19 protein-coding genes are annotated in these 19,490 nt (G+C 58.8%); 18 read left to right on the top strand and 1 reads right to left on the bottom strand.

Annotated features, from left to right (window positions below):
- Positions 1–3 precede the first annotated feature (3 nt).
- The 9 genes from lysS to ACTLLP_RS07020 all read left to right on the top strand — a co-directional run bounded on the left by lysS (position 4) and on the right by ACTLLP_RS07020 (position 12,009).
- Positions 4–1,476, top strand: a complete 1,473-nt coding sequence (gene lysS / locus ACTLLP_RS07060) for a lysine--tRNA ligase (protein ID WP_441058356.1) — start codon at positions 4–6, stop codon at positions 1,474–1,476.
- Positions 1,477–1,611: 135 nt separating this feature from the next.
- Positions 1,612–5,475 carry a cobaltochelatase subunit CobN gene (cobN, locus tag ACTLLP_RS07055; RefSeq protein WP_441058354.1) on the top strand — a complete coding sequence of 1,288 codons (3,864 nt, stop codon included), beginning with the start codon at positions 1,612–1,614 and terminating at the stop codon, positions 5,473–5,475.
- A gap of 6 nt (positions 5,476–5,481) precedes the next feature.
- On the top strand, positions 5,482–6,546 hold the full coding sequence (locus ACTLLP_RS07050; RefSeq protein ID WP_441058352.1) for an ABC transporter substrate-binding protein: 1,065 nt from the start codon (positions 5,482–5,484) through the stop codon (positions 6,544–6,546).
- Positions 6,547–6,559: 13 nt separating this feature from the next.
- A complete protein-coding gene (locus ACTLLP_RS07045; protein ID WP_441058350.1) occupies positions 6,560–7,630 on the top strand; it encodes an ABC transporter substrate-binding protein in 1,071 nt (356 codons plus the stop codon).
- Between the two features lie 24 nt (positions 7,631–7,654).
- Positions 7,655–8,767: a FecCD family ABC transporter permease gene (locus ACTLLP_RS07040; RefSeq protein ID WP_441058348.1), complete on the top strand. Its 1,113-nt coding sequence runs from the start codon at positions 7,655–7,657 to the stop codon at positions 8,765–8,767.
- Between the two features lie 81 nt (positions 8,768–8,848).
- On the top strand, positions 8,849–9,670 hold the full coding sequence (locus ACTLLP_RS07035; protein WP_441058346.1) for an ABC transporter ATP-binding protein: 822 nt from the start codon (positions 8,849–8,851) through the stop codon (positions 9,668–9,670).
- Positions 9,667–10,527, top strand: a complete 861-nt coding sequence (locus ACTLLP_RS07030) for an ABC transporter ATP-binding protein (RefSeq protein WP_441058344.1) — start codon at positions 9,667–9,669, stop codon at positions 10,525–10,527. Before ACTLLP_RS07035 ends, ACTLLP_RS07030 begins: the two co-directional genes overlap by 4 nt.
- Positions 10,528–10,543: 16 nt before the next feature.
- A complete protein-coding gene (locus ACTLLP_RS07025) occupies positions 10,544–11,266 on the top strand; it encodes an ABC transporter permease (protein ID WP_441058342.1) in 723 nt (240 codons plus the stop codon).
- On the top strand, positions 11,263–12,009 hold the full coding sequence (locus tag ACTLLP_RS07020) for an ABC transporter permease (protein WP_441058340.1): 747 nt from the start codon (positions 11,263–11,265) through the stop codon (positions 12,007–12,009). Before ACTLLP_RS07025 ends, ACTLLP_RS07020 begins: the two co-directional genes overlap by 4 nt.
- 47 nt (positions 12,010–12,056) lie before the next feature.
- On the opposite strand, the gene ACTLLP_RS07015 is transcribed toward ACTLLP_RS07020, so the two are convergent.
- A complete protein-coding gene (locus ACTLLP_RS07015; protein ID WP_441058338.1) occupies positions 12,057–12,206 on the bottom strand; it encodes a DUF1540 domain-containing protein in 150 nt (49 codons plus the stop codon).
- Positions 12,207–12,393: 187 nt separating this feature from the next.
- Here ACTLLP_RS07015 and nadE point away from each other — a divergent pair, with 187 nt between their 5' ends.
- The 9 genes from nadE (at position 12,394) to ACTLLP_RS06970 (ending at position 19,454) form a co-directional block, all read left to right on the top strand.
- Complete coding sequence (gene nadE / locus ACTLLP_RS07010) at positions 12,394–13,125, top strand: NAD(+) synthase (protein WP_441058336.1); 732 nt, start codon at positions 12,394–12,396, stop codon at positions 13,123–13,125.
- 35 nt (positions 13,126–13,160) lie between these two features.
- The gene (locus ACTLLP_RS07005) at positions 13,161–13,913 is read left to right on the top strand and encodes a YebC/PmpR family DNA-binding transcriptional regulator (protein WP_441058334.1); all 753 of its coding nucleotides are present in this window, start codon (positions 13,161–13,163) and stop codon (positions 13,911–13,913) included.
- 90 nt (positions 13,914–14,003) lie between these two features.
- Positions 14,004–14,600 (top strand): hypothetical protein, encoded by a 597-nt coding sequence (locus ACTLLP_RS07000; RefSeq protein ID WP_441058332.1) that lies wholly within the window; start codon positions 14,004–14,006, stop codon positions 14,598–14,600.
- Positions 14,601–14,627: 27 nt separating this feature from the next.
- Positions 14,628–15,104: a crossover junction endodeoxyribonuclease RuvC gene (gene ruvC / locus ACTLLP_RS06995; RefSeq protein ID WP_441061698.1), complete on the top strand. Its 477-nt coding sequence runs from the start codon at positions 14,628–14,630 to the stop codon at positions 15,102–15,104.
- Positions 15,098–15,679 carry a Holliday junction branch migration protein RuvA gene (gene ruvA, locus ACTLLP_RS06990; RefSeq protein ID WP_441058330.1) on the top strand — a complete coding sequence of 194 codons (582 nt, stop codon included), beginning with the start codon at positions 15,098–15,100 and terminating at the stop codon, positions 15,677–15,679. Before ruvC ends, ruvA begins: the two co-directional genes overlap by 7 nt.
- Entirely contained in the window at positions 15,676–16,722 is a 1,047-nt protein-coding gene (gene ruvB, locus ACTLLP_RS06985; protein WP_441058328.1) for a Holliday junction branch migration DNA helicase RuvB, read from the top strand. The genes ruvA and ruvB overlap by 4 nt, the downstream gene beginning before the upstream one ends.
- Positions 16,719–17,267 (top strand): epoxyqueuosine reductase QueH, encoded by a 549-nt coding sequence (locus ACTLLP_RS06980; protein WP_441058326.1) that lies wholly within the window; start codon positions 16,719–16,721, stop codon positions 17,265–17,267. The genes ruvB and ACTLLP_RS06980 overlap by 4 nt, the downstream gene beginning before the upstream one ends.
- A gap of 7 nt (positions 17,268–17,274) precedes the next feature.
- On the top strand, positions 17,275–17,505 hold the full coding sequence (locus ACTLLP_RS06975) for a DUF2905 domain-containing protein (RefSeq protein WP_441058324.1): 231 nt from the start codon (positions 17,275–17,277) through the stop codon (positions 17,503–17,505).
- An 83-nt stretch (positions 17,506–17,588) separates the two neighbouring features.
- Positions 17,589–19,454: a SpoIID/LytB domain-containing protein gene (locus ACTLLP_RS06970; protein WP_441058322.1), complete on the top strand. Its 1,866-nt coding sequence runs from the start codon at positions 17,589–17,591 to the stop codon at positions 19,452–19,454.
- Positions 19,455–19,490 lie beyond the last annotated feature (36 nt).

Raw genomic sequence — 19,490 nt, 5'->3', positions numbered from 1 at the left:
ATCATGTCGGAGGTCTTATCCGAGCAGAAGACCGAGCTCATCCGGGTACGATACGAAAAACTGGAGGAACTCCGCGCGGCGGGAATCGATCCTTACGGAGGCCGTTACCGGCGAACCCATCTGGCCGAAGAGGTGCGCGAGCGTTTTGCTGAGTTGGAGGGCCAGAGGGTGAGTTTAGCTGGGCGGCTGATGGCCAAGCGCGCCCACGGTAAAGTGACCTTCGCCGATTTGCAGGACTTTTCCGGCCGCATTCAGCTCATGGTGCGTCAGAGCACGGTGGGCGAGGATAGGTACGAGCTTTTCCGTAAGCTGGATCTAGGGGACATCGTTGGGGTGCAGGGTAACGTGCTCCGGACGCGAACCGGCGAGGTTACCATTGAAGTGGTTCATCTGGAGCTCCTGGCTAAGAGCCTGCGCCCGCTGCCGGAGAAGTGGCATGGGCTTCGCGACGTAGACTTGCGCTACCGTCAGCGCTACCTCGATCTCATCGTCAACCCGGAAGTGAAGAGAATCTTTGTCTTCCGCAGCCAGATCATCCGGGCCATCAGGCGTTTTTTGGACGAGCGCGGCTTTTTGGAAGTGGAAACGCCCATGATGCAGCCGGTGGCGGGAGGAGCAGCGGCGCGCCCCTTTGTTACCTTTCACAACGCCCTGGAGATGCAGCTTTACCTGCGCATAGCCCCGGAGCTTTACCTCAAGCGCCTGCTGGTGGGCGGGTTCGAGAAGGTTTACGAGATCAACCGCAACTTCCGCAACGAAGGGATCTCGACCAAGCACAACCCCGAGTTCACCATGCTGGAGCTCTACCAGGCCTACGCCGATTACCAGGACATGATGGAGCTCACCGAGGAACTCATCACCTGGGTGGCGAAAGAGGTGCTGGGGACCTGGCGGATAAAGTACGGGGAAGCAGATATAGACCTCACGCCCCCGTGGCGGCGGATTTCCCTTCTAGAGGCGGTGCGGCAGAAGACGGGGATAGACTTCGCCTCTCTGGAAGCGGGCGAGGCCAGGAAAGCGGCTGAGAAGCTGGGGGTAGATGGGGAAGGGAAAAACCTCTGGGGGGAGATCGTCAACGAGGTGTTCGAGCAGTTGGTGGAGCCGGAGCTCATTAACCCCACCTTCGTCCTCGATTACCCGGTGGACATCTCCCCTCTGGCCAAGCGCAAAAAAGAAGACCCAAGGCTCACCTACCGGTTCGAGCTCTTCATCGGGGGAAGAGAGGTGGCCAACGCCTTCTCCGAGCTCAATGACCCCCTGGACCAGCGGGAAAGGTTTTTGAAGCAGCTGGAAAAGCGCAGGGCGGGGGACGAGGAGGCCCACATGTTCGACGAGGACTTTCTGATGGCGCTGGAGTACGGCATGCCGCCGGCAGGAGGGCTGGGTATCGGCATCGATCGCCTGGTCATGCTGCTTACCAACTCCCCCTCCATCCGGGAAGTCATTCTTTTCCCCTTGCACCGCCCGCGCGATTGACCATAGTGTTAACCCTGGTTTAAAATTTGGGTTAAAAATTCATAGGACGGAAACCCGGCACGAAGGCCGGGGAAAAGCGGGACCACGGAGGTCTTTCCCGGGGTTCCGCTTTTTGCTTGGAAAGGGGTGGGGAGAGTGAAGCGAAAGATTGTGGCCGTGGTCTGGCACAGCCACGTGACTACCTTTCGCCGGGCAGCCAAGCTGCTAGACCCTCGGAAACTGGAACTGCGCGTCTTTTCTGCCCGCTATCTTACCGAAGGGAAGGAAGATATCGGTGAAGCTTTGTCCGCCTTGGAGCAGGCGGACCTTGTCTTTTTCTACCGCTCGGCAGGCGAGGACATCTGGAGTGAGCTGGAGGAGAATGCCAGAAGGCTTGATCCCCGTCCGGTTGTCTGGATGGCCCACGACCCAGCCTACTGGGCCCTTTCTACAGTATCCCCGGAAGTGGTGGGCCAAGCCTACACTTACCTGGTGCAGGGAGGCCCGGAGAACTTCGCCCGCCTAATTAACTACCTGGCGGCGGAAACTTTAGGCCTGGAGGTCCCCGTGGAACCCCCTTTGGTTCTTCCCTGGGAAGGAATCTACCACCCGCAGGCGGAAGGCCATTTCACCAGCGTGGAAGACTATCTTGCCTGGTACCCCCACCAGGATCGTCCCTTGGTAGGCCTTCTTTTCGGCCGGCACCAGTGGGTCAACGGTACCCTGGACATAGAAAAAGCGCTTATTGCGGCTTTAGAGGCGCGGAGCTTAGGGGTAATCCCCGCTTTTTGCTACTCCCTCAAGGACGCTTCTTTAGGGACACGGGGATCGGGGGAGGTAGTGGAGGAGTTTTTCTTTAACGAGGGGCGCCCTCGCATCGTGGCCCTGGTCAAGCTTCTCTCTTTCTTCCTGTCGGCCCGCGCGCGCACCGACGACTTTCACCGGGAAGAGGTGGCCGAAGCGGGGGTGAAGCTTTTAAAGCGCCTGGGGGCCCCCGTCTTTCAGCCGGTAGTTTCTTTCTACAAGACGCTGGAGGAGTGGGAGGACGATCCCCAGGGCCTTTCTCAAGACATCTCCTGGACCATTGCTTTGCCCGAGTTCGAGGGGGTGATCGAGCCCATCTTTCTGGGGGCGGCCCGCCGGGAAGGGGAGTTGGAGATAAGGAGGCCTGTTCCGGAGAGGATAGAGCGGCTGGCCGACCGGGTGGCTGCCTGGGTGCGCCTGGGGCAAAAGCCGCCTTCCGAGCGCAAAGTGGCCTTTATCCTGCACAACAATCCCTGTGCCTCGGTGGAGGCCACCGTGGGGGGTGGAGCCAACCTCGACACTTTGGAAAGCGTAGCCCGGATCTTGCGCCGCATGCGGGAGGCGGGCTATGAGGTCGAGGTTCCGGCAAACGGCAAAGAGCTCATCGAAACCATCATGAGCCGCAAGGCCATCTCCGAGTTCCGCTGGACCACGGCGGCGGAGATCGTCAAAAAGGGCGGGGCCTTAAAGCTCGTGCCGGTGGAAGAGTACCGGCGGTGGTTTGACACCCTTTCCCCCAAAGTGAAGGATAGGATGATCGAGGCCTGGGGGGAGCCGCCGGGAGAAGCTAAGAACGGCGTGCCCGCCGCCATGGTGTACGAGGGGAAAATCATTGTTACCGGCGTGCGGTACGGCAACGCCGTGGTCTGCGTGCAGCCTAAAAGAGGCTGTGCCGGTTCCCGCTGCGACGGCCGAGTCTGTAAGATCCTCCACGACCCCGATATTCCTCCTCCCCACCAGTACCTGGCCACCTACCGCTACCTGGAAAGGGACTTCGGCGCCGATGTAATCGTGCACGTGGGGACGCACGGCAACCTGGAATTTTTGCCGGGCAAAGGTGTGGGCCTTTCCGGCGACTGCTTTCCCGACCTGGCCATAGGTACCTTGCCTCACCTCTACATCTACAACTCCGACAACCCGCCGGAAGGTACCATCGCCAAGCGGCGGAGCTACGCCACCTTGTTGGACCACCTGCAAACGGTGATGACCCAAAGCGGCCTTTACGACGAACTGGCGGAGCTCGAGCGGTATCTGGAGGAGTACGAAAAGACCAAGCTGGCCGATCCCGCCCGGGCTCACGCCCTGGAGCACCTCATCAAAGAGGAGATAAGAAGGGCCCGCCTGGAGACCCAGATCCCCTTGCCCGAAGGGCACGAAAACTTCGACCAGGTGGTAGAGAAGGCCCACGCGGTGCTCAGTCTTCTGCGCAACTCCCAAATCCAGGACGGGCAGCACATCTTCGGAGAGCTCCCGCAAGGGGAGCGCCGGCTGGAGTTCCTCTACTCCATCCTGCGCTTCGATGCCGGAGAAGAGGTCTCCCTGCGCAAGGCGGTGGCCCGCCTCATGGGGCTGGAGCTTGGGGAACTCCTAAAGCGGCCTGAGAAGTTCTCGCTCCGGTACGGCCGCTCTTACGGCGCCTTGCTGGAGGAGGTAGAGAGCAGGGCCCGTGCTTTCCTTTCCCTCCTCCTCCAGGGGCGGGAGGTGACCCTGGAGCAAGCCCAGGAAATTCTGGGCGATAAGCTTTTGGCCCCGGCTTACCTTGAGGAACTAAACGCCTGTCTCCCCCGCGTGCTTGACCTGGCGGGGAGACTGGAGGCTTCCCGCGAGATGGAGGCCTTGCTGGCAGGCTTTGACGCTAAGTACATACCGGCCGGGCCCTCCGGCCTCATCACCCGGGGCCGGGACGATGTTCTCCCTACCGGCCGCAACTTTTATTCCCTCGATCCCCACCGGGTGCCTACCAAAGCCGCCTGGGAGGTGGGCAAGCGCCTGGCGGAAAAGCTGCTCTTTAAACACCTCAACGAAGAAGGGCGCTACCCGGAAAGTGTGGCCTTCTACTGGATGTGCAACGACATCATGTGGGCCGACGGTGAGGGCCTGGCGCAAATGCTCTACCTCCTGGGAGTGAGACCCAAATGGCTCCCCAACGGCCGGGTGGCGGGGATAGAGATCATGCCGCTTAAGGAGCTGGGGCGCCCCCGTATCGATCTCACCGTGCGGGTCTCTGGCATCACCCGGGACAACTTCCCCAACTGCATAGAGCTCCTGGACGAGGCGGTGCAGGCGGTGGCGGCTCTGCCCGAACCTCCGGAGCAGAACTTTGTGCGCAAGCACGCCCTGGCCCAGCTCGGGGATAAAGACGCCCCGGAGGCCTGGCGGGAAGCCACCTTGCGCATCTTTGCTTCCAAGCCCGGCACCTACCAGGCAGGGGTGAACCTAGCGGTCTACGCCTCGGCCTGGAAGGACGAGAAGGATCTGGCCGACATCTTTATCTACTGGAACGGCTACGCTTACGGCAAGGGAGTCTTCGGCAAGGAAGCCTTTAAGCAGCTGAAAGAGAACCTGCAGCACGTGGAGGTTACCTATAACAAAACGGTCACCGACGAGTACGACCTTTTCGGTTGTTGCTGCTACTTCGGCACCCACGGCGGCATGACGGCAGCGGCCCGGGCGGTTTCGGGCGGACCGGTCAAGACCTACTACGGGGACACCCGCGAGCCGGAGAGCGTGGAGGTGCGCACCCTGGCGGAGGAGATCCGGCGGGTGGTGCGTACCAAGCTCTTAAACCCCAAGTGGATAGAGGGGCAAAAGCGGCACGGCTACAAAGGCGCGGGGGACATCTCCAAGCGCATAGGGCGGGTTTACGGCTGGGAGGCCACCACGCAGGAAGTGGACGACTGGATCTTCGACGAGATCGCCCGCACCTACGTCCTCAACGAAGAGAGCCGCCGCTTCTTCCAGGAGAACAACCCCTGGGCCCTGGAGGAAATTGCTCGGAGGCTCCTGGAGGCCGAAGGGAGGGGATTGTGGCAGGCCGATCCCGAGGTGCTCAAGGGCTTGAAGGAAATCTACTTGGAAATAGAAGGGTGGATGGAAGAACGCATGGGGGAGGTGGAGGGAGATTTTCAGGGCGGGGCCATCGACATCTTGACGGCGGAGGAAGTGGCCGACTGGAAGGCCAAGATGAAAGAGATCAAAGCGAAGCTAGGAGGTTAGAGCCGGATGCGGAAGCATGGGGTAATAATCGGTGCCATTCTGCTGCTGTTAGTGACGGTTGCCTTCCTGGGCGGTTGCGGGCAGAAGCCCGCTCCTTCCCAACCAGCCGCGGTGACCATTACCGATTCCACCGGCAAGACGGTCGAAGTGCCCACTCCACTTAACCGGGTGGTAGTGCTGGACGGGGACGCGGCTGAGGCCATGCGCATCCTCAAGGTGCAGGACGTCATCGTAGGGGTAGGGGACACGGTGCAGCAGAATCCCTATCTTGGCTTGCAGGACAAGCCGGTGGTGGGGAAGTGGAACAACCCCAGTATGGAGAAAATTGTGGAACTCAAGCCCCAGGCGGTGATCACCTACGGCAAGTGGCCCGGGCCGGAGTTGGAGCAGAAGCTGGAGCCGACGGGGATCAAGGTGGTGCGACTGGACTTTTATAAGCCCGAGACCTATGATAGCGACCTCAGGGCCCTGGCCAAGATTTTCGGTAAGGAAAAAGAAGCAGAGGAATTTATCAAGTGGAAGCAGGAAAAGCTGGCCCTGCTGAACGACAGGCTCAAGGGCCTGACTGACAAGGACAAGCCCAAAGTGTTTGCCGTCTGGGATAACGCGCTGCGCAAAGGTGTCTGGAAGACTTATGGACAGGGTACGGCCACGGCTCAGGCCATAGAGCTGGGTGGGGGGCTGAACGTAGCCAGGGAACTCAAGGAATATCCCCAGGTAAGTAGCGAATGGATTCTGCAGCAGAATCCCCAGGTGATACTTATCGGAGTTTTGCAGGAAAGTGGCATGGGCTACAAGGCGGAAAACACGGCTCAAGCGGCCGCCATCCAGAAAGAAGCGCTTGGCGACCCAGTGCTGAGCAAGACGGAAGCGGCCAAGCAGAAGCGCGTTTACCTCTTAAGCACCAAGCTTCTGGGCGGAGACAAGAGCTACTTGGGAGCCATATTCATCGCTAAGTGGCTTTATCCAGAGCGCTTCCAGAACGTGAAGCCCGAGCAAATCCTGAAGGAATACTTCGGGAAGTGGCTTGGAGTGCCTTTCAAAGGCATCTGGGCTTATCCGGAAAGCTAGGAGGTGGTTTTAGATGCGCTTGCGGTGGAGCGTTGCAGGGCTGATGGCGGCTTTGCTTCTTCTGGGGCTTATTGCCGGCTGTGGCAAGGGACAGCCGGGAGCGGTGGCGGAGAAAGCTCAGAAGATCACCATCACCGACTCTTACGGGCGGCAGGTGGAAGTGGTTTCTCCTCCTACCCGGATAGTTAGTCTTAACCCCAATGTTACCGAAATGCTTTGCATCCTGGGAGCCGGGGAGCGGATAATCGCAGTTTCAGAGGGCCAGCAGTTTCCTCCCCAGGTTCGAGGCAAAGAAACGGTGGGCCCTACCTTCACTCCTAGCGCTGAGAAAATCATTGCTTTGCGCCCCGATGCGGTCTTCGCTTACGGCCCTTCTGGTGGCCCAGCGCTTAAAAAGGAGATTGCCGAGCAGCTGGAGGCTGCGGGTATTCCCCTGATTTACCTGGACCTCTACAAGCCCCAGACCTTCTCTTCCGATGTCCGCACTCTGGCCAAAATCGTGAATCAGGAGAAAAAGGCCGAAGACTACTTGGCGGTGGTGGACAGATACCACCAGCTTATAAAAGAAAGAATCGGGCAACTCAAGCCGGAGGCAAAGGTGAGGGTCTATCTAGAGGGTCGCACGGGCGATTACGTTACCTACTCCAAGGGGAGCGGCGGGGATGAACGGGTAACCCTGGCTGGCGGGATAAACGTGGCCGCCAATGAGCCGGGCAAATATCCTCGCGTTAGCCCCGAGTGGGTACTGCAGAAAAATCCTCAGGTGATAGTTAAAGAGATCTTGAAGGACAAGGCTCCTATGGGTTACGGTGTCACGGACACCAAAAAGCTCGAAGAGATCCGTGCGGCGCTCATGAGGCGGCCTGGATGGGATAAGTTGGAAGCAGTGAAGCAAGGCCGGGTCTATCTGATCTCCACCGAGATTAGTGGCTCGCCCCGCGATATTGTTCTGCTCTGCTACTACGCCAAGTGGTTCTATCCGGAGCTCTTTACCGATCTTGATCCGCAAGCCGTTCACCGGGAGCTTTTGACCAAGTTCTATGGGGTGGAGCCCCAGGGCGTATGGGTCTATCCGGAAAAGTAGGGTTCTGGAAATGAGGGGCGGATTATGAATACCCTGGTGGAGCTTCAAGGGCTTTCGGCAAAGGATATTCCGGCCATCAAGTCGGTTTACTCCCGGCACACCGGCCGCAAGCTTCTTTTCCTCTTTTCTTTGCTGGTGCTGCTTTGGTTCGCGATGCTCTTTTCCACGGCTGTGGGAGCCGCTGGAATAGGAGTCCGGGACGTGCTGGGAGCCATTTTGGCGCATTTAGGACTTAAATGGCTTCCCACCAGTGCCTTGGCCGAAACTATCGTCTGGCAGCTCCGCCTCCCTCGCATTCTACTCGCGATTTTAACCGGGATAAGCTTGGCCGGAGCCGGGGCGGTAATGCAGGGGGTTCTGCGTAACCCCCTGGTTTCCTCCTACACTCTGGGGCTTTCCAGCGGCGCAGCCTTTGGGGCGGCTCTGGCCATCGTTCTGGGCACCGGTGTTCTGGGGAGCAGTTATCTTGCCCTTTCCAAGTGGCTGATCGTTACCAATGCCTTCATCTTCGGAGCTCTGACCATGATCCTGGCCTATCTCCTGGCCACCTTTAAGGGTTTGGCGCCGGAGGTCCTGGTTCTGGGAGGGGTGGCCATCGGCTATCTCTTTCAGGCCGGGGTATCGCTTCTGAAATATATCTCTAACCACGAATCTTTGCGGGAGCTGGTGGTCTGGTTGATGGGGGGGTTCTGGGGGGCCAGCTGGGGTGCGGTGTCCATCCTCGTTCCCATCGTGCTGATTTCTATCGGCGGATTGCTTTATTACGCTTGGGATCTCAACGTCATGGGAGCGGGAGAGGAAGTGGCGGCCAATCTGGGGGTGAACGTTAAACGGGTACGCTTGGCGACTCTGGGCCTTGCCACGCTGGTTGCTTCCTCAGCGGTGGCCTTCACCGGGATTATCGGCTTCATCGGGCTGGTTTCGCCCCACATCTGTCGCATGGTCATCGGCAGCGACAATCGCTTCCTCATCCCCGCTTCTTGTCTCATGGGGGCGGTGCTGCTCCTGCTTTCCGACACCCTGGCCAGGACCATCATAGCGCCCACCGAGCTGCCGGTGGGGATCATTACCGCCTTCATGGGTTCTCCCTTCTTTATCTACCTCTTGATTAAGAAAAGGCGCCAGTGGTGGGGGTGAAAGCGAGAATGTCGGGAAGCGGTTTTACGGCGAGGAGTTGAACGGGTTCTGGGTGTATCCCCGGGAATAGGTGGAGAGAGGATGCGTTTAGAAGTAAAGGAATTGGGTTTTTCCTACAGCAGTGTACCGACCCTCAGAGGGGTAGCCTTTGCCGTTCAGTCGGGAGAGGTTTTAGGAGTAGTTGGACCCAACGGTTCGGGTAAGAGCACTTTGCTGCGCTGCCTAGCCAAGGTGCTGAAGCCCCATGTCGGTACGGTTTTCCTGGACGGCAAAGACCTGGCCGGCTTAAAAGGCCGGGAAGTGGGGCGCTTGCTGGGATACGTACCTCCACCGGGCAGCGGACAGGCCTTTCCCTGTACGGTGCTCGTGACTGTGCTTCAGGGGCGCCGTCCTCACCTCACCTGGGGAGTGGGGCCGCGCGACCTGGAGGTAGTGACCAGAGCCCTGGCATATCTGGGCCTTACCGAGCTGGCCGAGCGACAGCTCAACGAACTCTCCAGCGGCCAGCGGCAAAAGGTGCTGATTGCCCGGGCTCTGGCGCAGGAGCCAGAAGTCTTCTTGCTCGACGAGCCGACGGCCACCCTGGATTTGCGCTACCAACTGGAGGTTCTGGCTCTCATGCGGAAGCTGTCCAAGGAGCAAGGATGCGTGGTGGTAATGGTTCTGCATGATCTGGGCTTGGCCAGCCGCTTTTCCGACCGGCTTTTGCTGCTGCACCAGGGGAGTATTTTCGCGGCCGGAAGCGCCGAATCCGTACTCACCCCGGAGAACTTGCGGGTGGTTTACGGGGTTGAAGCGGTAGTGACCAAAACTCCCTGGGGCTTGCAAATAACGCCGGTAGCTCCGGTGTCTTCTGACACGAACGCGCAGGGGAAAGCGAAGGCGGCGGTTAGAAGCCAATGACAGACTTTAGGGAAGAAGAGGCTATCGTTGCTCAGAGGGTAACCAAGGATTACGGCTCGGTGCAGGCGCTTAAAGGGGTGGATCTTACTGTCAAGCGGGGGGAAATTTTCGGGCTTCTGGGCCCTAACGGGGCGGGGAAGACCACCCTCATCCGCCTGCTCACCACCCTGGCTCGCCCTTCCGGTGGGGAATTGTGGGTGGGGGGTTATCGGGTGGACCGCCACCCGGTGGAGGTGAGGCGGCTCATCGGGGTAGTTCCGCAGGTAAACAACCTGGAAAAGGAGCTTACCGGAAGGGAAAATCTGCTTTTGCACGCTCTTTTACATCGGCTGCCCCGGCAAGAGCGCCGACGCCGAATTGAAGAGTTGCTGGCTTACGTGGGCCTGGAAGGGTGGGCCGACCGCAAGGTGCAGGTCTACTCCGGAGGCATGGCGCGGCGGCTCTTAATCGCTCGGGCTCTGCTGCACCGGCCCCAGATCCTCTTCTTAGACGAACCTACCATCGGGCTTGATCCGCCTACCCGGCGGCGGATATGGGATCTCGTTCAGCGCTTAAATCAGGAGGGGGGCACCGTCTTTCTCACCACCCATTACATTGAAGAGGCGGAAAGTCTTTGCCACCGCGTGGGTGTGATCGAGGGGGGTAAGATCATCGCGCTGGGTTCGCCGCGCGAACTCTGCGCCCGCCTGGGCAACTTTTGCGTGGAGTTCTTCGCCGGCGAGGAGACCCGCCGCTGCTTCTTCGCTTCCCGTGCCGAAGCCCGTGCCTACGCCGACAACCTGCCGGGGGATGTCACGGTGCGGCGCACCAACCTGGAAGACGTCTTTGTGGAGCTCACCGGCAAGGTTATGAGCTGAGGGGGGGTGAAGCGTTTTGGGCTGGGTACCTTTGGTGCTGGCCATGGGGTTGGTGTGGCGGCGGCGCTGGTGGCGCTTTCTGCTGGGAGGACTAAACCGCCCCCTGATTTTCCTGGCCCTCTTTGCCTGGAACTTCGGTTCTTCCCACCAGTATCTCCTTTTCCTGGTTCCAGGCCTGGTGGCCATGGCGGCGGTCAGCGCCAGCTACGGCGATCTGGTGAACTGGTTCACCCTGCGCCGCACTTATTTCCGGGTGCTGGACGAGTACCTGCTAGCTCCCATCTCCACCAACAGCCTGCTTTGGGGGCATGTGGTGGCCGGGGGGCTAAAAGGGCTGGTGGTGGCCACCCTGGTCTACACCGTGGCCTGGCTGGCGGTGCGGGAATTCCACTTCTCGCTCCTCTTTTGGGTGCAGCTGGCGATCGTGTGCCTGCTCTTCGCCTCTCTGGCGGTGGCGGTGGCCATGGTGGCCAACGGCGACCGGCAGGTACTGGTTTTTTCTAACCTAGTGGTTTTTCCTATGACCTTCTTCTGCGGCACCTTTTTTCCCGTGGAGCATCTGCCCGGCGCTTTGGCCACTCTTAGCTGGTTTCTCCCTCTCACCGCCGCCACCTACAATCTGCGTCTCCTGGCGGTGGAGGCCAGCTGCCGCTGGAGCTGGCTGGGACAAAGCTTGGCTTGGTGTCTTGCCTTTTACCTTCTAGCCTACCTTTTGCTGGTTTGGAGGCGGCAGGAATGAGGGACTGGTTCCCCATAGTCTGGGAGGAGATGCTTACCTGGCGCCATCGCTTCTGGTTTTACTTGATCACCTACACTCTTTCCCCCCTGATCTTCCTCCTCTCCTTCGGCTTAGGGGTGGGTTACCGCTTCCGCCTTATGCTGCCCGGAAATGTGAGCTACCTGGAGTTTCTGGTGCCCGGCATCGTGGCTTTGGCCGTTTTCAACAACGCCGTGTCCTCGGTAATCATTCGGCTCTTTTACAGCCGCCTCTTTTTTAGAACCTTTGAGGCTTACCGCCTGGCGCCGGTTTCTAACTTCTCCTTGTGGTGGGGCTTCGTCCTCACGGGAGCTTTACGGGGACTTTTCGCCGGGCTTATTGTACTTTTGCTGGCACTGCTCCTGATCCCCGGGGTGAGGCTCCCCTGGCACCTCCTCTATTGGTTGCCGCTGGCGGCCATTGTTTGCAGTTCTTTTGGGGTCTTCCTGGGTTTCTGTCTCCGCTCTTTTGACGACCAGGCTCTGATCAACGAGTTTCTTCTCATCCCCATGAGCTTTTTCTCCGGGACCTTGGCTGCCCTGGACCGCCTGCCTCCCTTTTTACAAAAGCTTATCTGGCTTTCCCCGCTGACGCCGGTTACCCAGGCTCTGCGCCACGTTTTCGCTTGCAAGCCTGTTCCCTTCTCCCTTATGGTTCTGCTGGCCGCTTGGCTGGTTCTTTTCGGACTACTTTCTTGGTGGCGCTTGATGAGGCAGGAAGATTAGTAGGCCCTGTTTGCCCCAGATACCGGGCAAACAGGGCATGGGCGCCTTTAACTCTTTTTCTTAAAGGTCTCACAGCGGGTATGGCTGGGATCAGAAGCCGTGGCAATGTTATCCTTGTCCACGTGGATCACGGGGGCACTACAGCGCATACCCTGATTGTACTGGCACTCGGCCACGTTGCATTTGATGTCCGGCATGGATTTCACCTCCTCTCCTTCGTCTGTTACTAAGCTTTCCTTGTGGCAGAGGGTTTATGCGCCGCCTTCTGTTTCGCTGCTAGAAAGTATTTTCGCATAAAGACCCTAGGATCGGTTTACTGCGAGCTTACGGTGTGTTAAGATTATTGCAGTGATAGCAGGTGAAAAGGGGATGGAGGGGTAGGAGTTGCAAACGGCGGAGCTCGTCTCGGCTTTAGTTGACTGGTTGAGAGAGCAGCTACAAGAGACTAGACAGAAAGGTTTCGTGGTGGGATTGAGCGGTGGGATTGACTCTTCGGTAGCCTCGGTTCTATGCCACCGGGCTTGTCCGGAGGGGACGCTGGGGGTGATTATGCCCTGTTACGGCAGTCCCCAGGACGCGGAGGATGCCGAGCTGATGGCCTGTACTTTCGGTATCCCTTACGTCAAAATTAAGCTAGACTTAATTTACGCTCAACTGGCCGAGTTGCTAACCGGCAAATCCTTTGACGAAATCAATCACCGGACTATCACCATGTCCAACCTCAAGCCTCGCTTACGTATGACCGTGCTCTATTTCTACGCCAATGAGTACCAGTATTTAGTGGTGGGAACGGCTAACCGCTGCGAGCTGACCGTGGGGCACTTCACCAAATACGGCGACGGAGCGGCGGATATTATGCCCCTGGCCAATCTGCTCAAGTTCCAAGTGCGGGATATCGCGCGTTACCTGGGCATTCCAGAGCGGATCATTACTCGTCCCCCTTCCCCTGGCCTTTGGGAAGGTCAGACCGACAACGAAGAAATGGGCTTTACATACGAGGAATTGGATCATTATATTCTTTACGGAGAAGCTACTCCGGAAGTGAAAGAGCGTATCGAGGAACTGAAGGCCAAGCACCGGCATAAGCGGTTTCCTCCGTTGATTCCTCCTTTTTGATCCTATGCTATACTGTTCCGGGTTGGTGATGAGCTATGGCTGGACATTCTAAGTGGGCGCAAATAAAGCGCAAGAAAGCGAAAGCAGACGCCGAGCGGGGCAAGATCTTCACCAAGCTTTCGCGGGAGATTATGCTGGCCGTGCGCCAGGGAGGGGGAGATATTGAGGGTAACCCCCGCTTGCGCGCGGCCATCGACCGGGCTCGGGAGGCCAATATTCCTATGGAGAATATTAAGCGCGCCATTCAGAAAGCTTTGGGCGAGGCTGGGAGCGAGAAATACGAAGAGGTGATCTACGAGGGTTACGGCCCCGGTGGGGTGGCGCTTTTGATCAAGGCCACCACTAACAACCGCAATCGCACCGCTGCCGAAGTGCGCCACGTGATTAGCAAGCACGGGGGCAGTCTGGGTGAGGCGGGCTGCGTTTCCTGGCTTTTCCGTTCGCAGGGTCTGATAACGGTGCGTAAGGATGGCAGCCTGGGAGAAGAGGATCTTTTACTTCTGGCCATGGAAGCAGGAGCTCTGGATATGCAGGAGTCGGAGGATTGCTACGAGATCATCACCGCTCCCGAGGATCTGGGCCGGGTGCGGGATAAACTCCAGGAACAAGGGGTTCCGGTGGAGTCGGCGGAACTTACCTTGCTGCCCCAAACCACCGTGCCCCTTCAGGGCGAGGAAGCCGCTCGGGTGTTACGCCTGGTGCAAACCTTAGAGGATATGGACGATGTGGAGGAGGTTTACGCTAATTTTGATATCCCCGCTGATCTGATGGAAGAGGCCTGGGCGTAAATCTGAAGGAATTAGGCTAGGCATAAATAACCATCCAACGGCGCATAATAATGGTAGATTAAGGATTTTGCATCAAAGGAGCAGGTAATTATGGCGCAAAAGCACCGTTGGGTGGTTCTCCTAGGCATATGGCTGGTCTTGGTGGTGGCGGGGGGTGTATGGGGAGGACCGCGGGTGGTTCGGGCTTGGAGCGCCTGGCGCAACCCGGTGGTAGGGCCTCCCACGGCGGTACGGATCGAGCGCTTGTACCTATGCGGTGAGCGGGAATTGATACAGGAGGGGTCAGCCCCGGCTGAATGGCAGGGGTGGGATCGTAAGGAGTTGTTGCGGCGTTTCCCCCCCGAGGCAGGCTGGCACCACACTATTAACCTGCCCGTGAGTGTGGAGCTGGTGCAAGAGGTGAACGAACTCTGCCCTCGTTGCCGTTCTTACCGGCACTTGGGGATCAAGGATGGGTACCTGGCGGTTTACGCTGGTCCCCTGGGCTGCGATCGACTCTGCCTGCATCGAGAAGAAGGGCTGCCTTTGAGCGCTCTTCCCTCTGAATTGCGCGCCAAGTTGGAAAAGGCGGCGGACTTTACCCACCAGCCTCCCGAGGTGCAGGCGCAGCTCAGGAAGGAGTTAGAGTTCACCGATGAGAAGAAGATAAAAGCGGCTCTGGAAAATCTGGACGAGTGGCAGGATTAAAGTTAAAAGGGGAAAGTGCTTTTGCTGGTGCTGGGAATAGATCCGGGTGCGGAGCGGTTAGGTTACGGGTTAGTTAGAGAAAAAGGCTCTTCCCTGCAGGCGGTGACTTACGGCTGTTTTACTACGCCTAGAGACCAGCCCTTGTCTCTGCGCCTGCTCAGCTTGTACCGCTCTCTACTCGCTTTACTGCAAGAGCACAGCCCTGCAGCCCTGGCGGTGGAGGAGCTCTTCTGGGGTCGCAATGTGCGTACGGCTATGATGGTGGGGCAAAGTCGGGGAGTGGTGCTGCTGGCGGCGGCGGAGAGTGGCTGCCCGGTTTTTTCCTATCCCCCACAAGTGGTCAAGCAGGCAGTGACGGGGCAAGGCTGTGCTGCCAAGCGGCAGGTGCAGTATATGGTGCAGAAGCTTCTTTCCCTGCCCGTCCCCCCCTCCCCGGACGATAGTGCGGACGCCTTGGCGCTGGCTATATGCCATCTTACGCGGGCGGTGCGGGGCTGGTGTTAACCTTTCTGCGAGGGATACTGCTGGAGAAAGAGCAGGGGCGGGTAGTGGTCCTGACGGGGGGAATAGGACTGGAAGTGGCCCTTCCTCTATCTCTTTACGAGCGCTTGCCGTCTCGCGGGGAAGAAGTAGAGTTTTACACCTGCCTCTTGTTTAGGGAGGATCGCCCGGAGCTCTACGGCTTCGCCCGGCGGGAAGAGCGGGAGTTTTTTCTGCGCCTCTTGAAGGTAGGGGGGGTGGGTCCCAAGACGGCGCTGGCCCTGCTCTCCTGTTTTTCAGTGGAGGAATTGCGCGAAGCTATTGGCCGGGAAGATCTGGACCGCCTTACTGTGGTTCCGGGGGTGGGCAAAAAGACGGCCCGGCGATTGGTGCTGGAATTAAAAGAAGACCGAGAGGTGGAGTTGGGAGGGGAGGACGCGGCTGATGCTGTGGCGGCCCTTATTAATTTGGGGTATAACCGCCGGGAGGCGGTGCAAGCGGTGAGCGCGGCCAGGGCCGAAGGTGCAGCCTCGGTGGAAAATATATTGCGGTTAAGTCTTGCCTACCTAGGTCGCCGGAAAGAAGGTGAGGAAGGGTGAAAAGCGAACCGCGTTTGGTGACTGCGGAGGGAGGCGAGGAAGAAGAGCAGCAATTAGAGTTTTCTCTCCGCCCGCGGCGGCTGCAGGACTTCGTGGGGCAGGAGAAAGTCAAAGAGACCCTGGCGCTTTCTTGCGAGGCGGCGCGGCGGCGCCGCGAGCCCTTGGATCACGTCCTTTTTTCTGGGCCGCCAGGGTTGGGGAAGACCACGCTGGCTCGGATCATAGCGGCGGAAATGGGAGTCAACGTCCGGGTCACCTCCGGGCCGGCCATCGAGCGGCCGGGAGATTTGGCAGCCATTCTCACCAGCTTGGCTCCGGGTGATGTGCTCTTTATCGACGAGATTCACCGCCTCAACCGGGCAGTGGAAGAGATCCTTTATCCTGCCATGGAGGACCGCGCATTGGACCTGGTAATCGGTAAGGGGCCGGGAGCACGGGCGGTGCGGCTTTCTCTTCCCCCTTTCACCCTGGCAGGGGCCACCACCAGGACGGGGCTGCTTTCTTCCCCGCTACGCGACCGTTTCGGGCTTACCTTTCACCTGGAATACTATGCTCCCGCGGAGCTGCAGTGCATTTTGCAGCGCATGGCCACTCTCCTGGAGATCGACTTGCGGCCGGAGGGAGCGGCGGCAATTGCGCGCCGGGCGCGGGGGACTCCCCGGATAGCCATCCGTTTGTTGCGCCGGGTACGGGATTACGCTGAGGTGCGAGCAGAGGGGATCATCACCGGTGAAGCGGCTCAGGAAGCGTTGGATTTTCTGGCGGTGGATGAACTCGGGCTGGACCCGGTAGACCGCCGTTACCTTAGCTGCCTAATTGAACGCTTCGCTGGGGGGCCAGCGGGCGTGGAGGCGCTGGCCGCTTCCTCTGGGGAGGAGGTAAGCACATTGGAGGAAGTAGTGGAGCCCTACCTCTTGCAGGTGGGATTAATTGTCCGCACCCCCCGGGGGCGGGTAGCTTTGCCTGCGGCTTACCAGCACCTAGGAATTAAGCCACCGCTGCTGCCGCGCCAGGAGACCTTGTGGCCGGAGGAGGAAACGTGAAAGTTCTATTGCATATCTGCTGTGGGCCTTGCGCCATTTACCCGCTGAAACTGTTGCGCTCCGAGAACCTGGAGGTGCACGGCTTCTTTTTCAACCCCAACATCCATCCCTACGCCGAGTATCAGCGTCGGCGCGAGGCCCTGGAGCAATTCGCTGCCGAGACGCGACTCTCCGTTATCTACGATGAGGAATATCCCGTGGAAGAATTTTTCCGCCGGGTGGTGTACCGGGAAAGCTTGCGCTGTCGTTTCTGCTACCACCTGCGGTTGGAGCGGACCGCTGCGGTAGCCCGGCGTGGTCGCTTCGACGCCTTCACCACCACCTTGCTGGTCAGTCCCTTCCAGCAACACGAGCTCATAAGTCAGACTGGTGAAGCGGTAGCGGCGGCTTACCAGATCCCTTTCCTCTACCGTGATTTCCGCCCGGGCTTTAAAGAGGGGGTGGAGCTCTCCAGGACGATGGGCCTTTACCGCCAACAATATTGTGGCTGCCTTTACAGCGAGAAAGAACGCTTTCACCGCTGCAGTAAAGCAAAAAGGGGGTAGGAAGAGGTTGGACTTCGGGCACCAGTTGGCCAAGTTTTTCCTAATTTTAGGTCTTCTATTTCTCTTTCTGGCCCTGCTGTTTTTTCTTATCGGCAAGGTGCCGGGTTTGGGGCGGCTACCAGGAGACATCTTCTACCATAAGGGCAATTTCAGCTTCTATTTTCCCCTAGCTACCTGCATCCTCCTAAGCCTGCTTTTAACCCTGCTTCTAAACCTTTTCTTCTTTTTCCGCCGTTAACACTTCTGTAGCTTTTTGGGGCAGGAAAGTCACCCCCTTTGTCGAAAAAGGTAAACCAGAACTTTGAGCCAAGGGGGGACAAGATGCGATCTTGGGCGGTGGGAAGCGCTATCTTCTTCTTCGTCTTGCTGGTAAGTGCGGGGTGGGCTCGGGCAGCTCCAGCGGAAGTTATTTTCCGAATCGGCCAGAGCAGCTACGAGGTTGGGAGCCAATGCTATCCTATGGACGTGGCCCCTTTCCTGGAAAGAGACCGGACTTACGTGCCGGTGCGTTATCTGGCTGAGGCGCTGGGGGTTAAGAGCAGCCAGATTCAATGGGACGGGATTACCAGAACGGTGCTCTTCGACCTTAACGGTCCGGAACTAAAACTTAAGATTGGCGTGCCAGCCATCTGGATCGATGGGGTGCGCCAGGATCTGGACGTGGCTCCCCAGATCCGGGACGGCCGCACCATGCTCCCGGCCCGTTTTGTGGCCGAGGCCCTGGGTTACGTGGTAAAGTGGGAACCCGAAACTCAGGTGGTGTCCCTCATCCTTCCCCCAGCGGCTAAAGTGCTGGCTAGTGCGCTTAACCTTCGTAGTGGTCCCGGGACCAGCTACAATATCCAGGGCCAGGTGGGTCAGGGCCAGTTGCTAAGCGTGCTCCAGGCCTCTTCTGGCTGGTACCAGGTGCGTTACAGTGGCCAGGAGGGATGGGTGGCCGCTGCTTACACTGAGCCTGTGCTTCAATCTCCGCCGGTGTCTCGTGGTTCCGATAACCCGCCTTCTCCCTCGACGCCTTCTTCCTTCGAACCCTACCGTTTTTCCCAGCCGGTGCGGGTGCTCTTGGCGAGCGGGGTGGCAGCGGCCAAAGCTGTTCCCAGCGAGGGTTACGCCTTGCTGGACGCCACCGGCAAAGTCCTGGCGGTTATGGCACCGGGAGAAGTGCTGACTTTCACTGCCCTTTCGCTTCCCGTGGGCACCGGTACTATGGCCATCCAGGTCGATAGAGACCGGGCTACTCTGGGTCTTTACCCGGGACCTCTGGTGCTGGCCACCGCGCGCGGCGACGGTTATTTCAGCTTGACGGGAGGCAACCTGTACGATCGGAAGTACCGGGGCAATCTTCGCGTGGTTTTGGAGGACAAAGCTTTGCAAATAGTTAACGAGCTAGATATGGAAGATTACCTCAAAGGCGTGGTTCCCCGAGAGATGCCGGCTTCTTGGCCTCTGGAGGCCCTGAAGGCCCAGGCGGTGGCGGCCAGGAGTTACGCGTGGTGCAAGGTTGAGAAGGCTGGAAAGCAAGCTGCGTTCCAGCTTTTCAGCGACACCCGCGACCAGGCTTACGGCGGCATGGATGCGGAGTGCCCTGCTTCCAACCGGGCGGTGGAGGAGACCCGGGGTGAGGTGCTGGTCTGCGGAGGAAAGCCTGTCGCTGCCTACTTCTGCAGTTCCGATGGAGGTTATACCGAGCGCGCGGAGGATGTCTGGCGTTATCCCTGCGATTATTTGGCGGCCCGTCCAGACCCCTACGATCACACCTTGGGTAACCCGCACTACGGTTGGCAGGAAAGCTTTACCCCGGATCAGATTGCTTCTTGCCTGATCCAGCGGGGCTACGACGTGACTGTAGTGGAGGATGTTTACGTGGCTGCCCGCACAGCCACCGGCCGCATCAAGGCTCTTGAGGTTTTAGGGAAGAATGGGGCAGGTCAAACGGTGCGCCCTTACCTGGCTAACGCCGACTACGTGCGGGTGGTTTTCGGCCTCAAAGCCCCGGCCAGTGATCTTAGCAAGACTTACGACCCTGCTACTGGTCGGCTACTTCAGGTAGTCTTCACGGGCAACGGTTGGGGGCATTGCCTGGGTATGTCGCAATGGGGAGCTCGGGGAATGGCCGAGAAGGGCTTTGGCTACCGCAGCATACTTGCCTTTTACTATCCGGGGGCCAGACTGGTAAAATTATGGTGAAGGTTTAAAGACGAGCGCCGGGACTAAGATCCCGGC

The organism is Desulfothermobacter acidiphilus (assembly GCF_052073645.1).
Lineage (GTDB): Bacteria > Bacillota > Desulfotomaculia > Desulfotomaculales > Ammonificaceae > Desulfothermobacter > Desulfothermobacter acidiphilus.
The sequence above is the reverse complement of the archived record's forward strand: the minus strand, read 5'-3'. Positions and strand labels throughout refer to the sequence as shown.

Bases quoted from the DNA above. Each gene is read 5' to 3' on its own strand.
- lysS (WP_441058356.1), top strand. From the start codon at position 4: ATGTCGGAGGTCTTATCCGAGCAGAAGACCGAGCTCATCCGGGTACGA.
- ACTLLP_RS07050 (WP_441058352.1), top strand. From the start codon at position 5,482: ATGCGGAAGCATGGGGTAATAATCGGTGCCATTCTGCTGCTGTTAGTG.
- ACTLLP_RS07045 (WP_441058350.1), top strand. From the start codon at position 6,560: ATGCGCTTGCGGTGGAGCGTTGCAGGGCTGATGGCGGCTTTGCTTCTT.
- ACTLLP_RS07040 (WP_441058348.1), top strand. From the start codon at position 7,655: ATGAATACCCTGGTGGAGCTTCAAGGGCTTTCGGCAAAGGATATTCCG.
- ACTLLP_RS07035 (WP_441058346.1), top strand. From the start codon at position 8,849: ATGCGTTTAGAAGTAAAGGAATTGGGTTTTTCCTACAGCAGTGTACCG.
- ACTLLP_RS07030 (WP_441058344.1), top strand. From the start codon at position 9,667: ATGACAGACTTTAGGGAAGAAGAGGCTATCGTTGCTCAGAGGGTAACC.
- ACTLLP_RS07020 (WP_441058340.1), top strand. From the start codon at position 11,263: ATGAGGGACTGGTTCCCCATAGTCTGGGAGGAGATGCTTACCTGGCGC.
- ACTLLP_RS07015 (WP_441058338.1), bottom strand. From the start codon at position 12,206: ATGCCGGACATCAAATGCAACGTGGCCGAGTGCCAGTACAATCAGGGT.
- ACTLLP_RS07005 (WP_441058334.1), top strand. From the start codon at position 13,161: ATGGCTGGACATTCTAAGTGGGCGCAAATAAAGCGCAAGAAAGCGAAA.
- ACTLLP_RS07000 (WP_441058332.1), top strand. From the start codon at position 14,004: ATGGCGCAAAAGCACCGTTGGGTGGTTCTCCTAGGCATATGGCTGGTC.
- ACTLLP_RS06970 (WP_441058322.1), top strand. From the start codon at position 17,589: ATGCGATCTTGGGCGGTGGGAAGCGCTATCTTCTTCTTCGTCTTGCTG.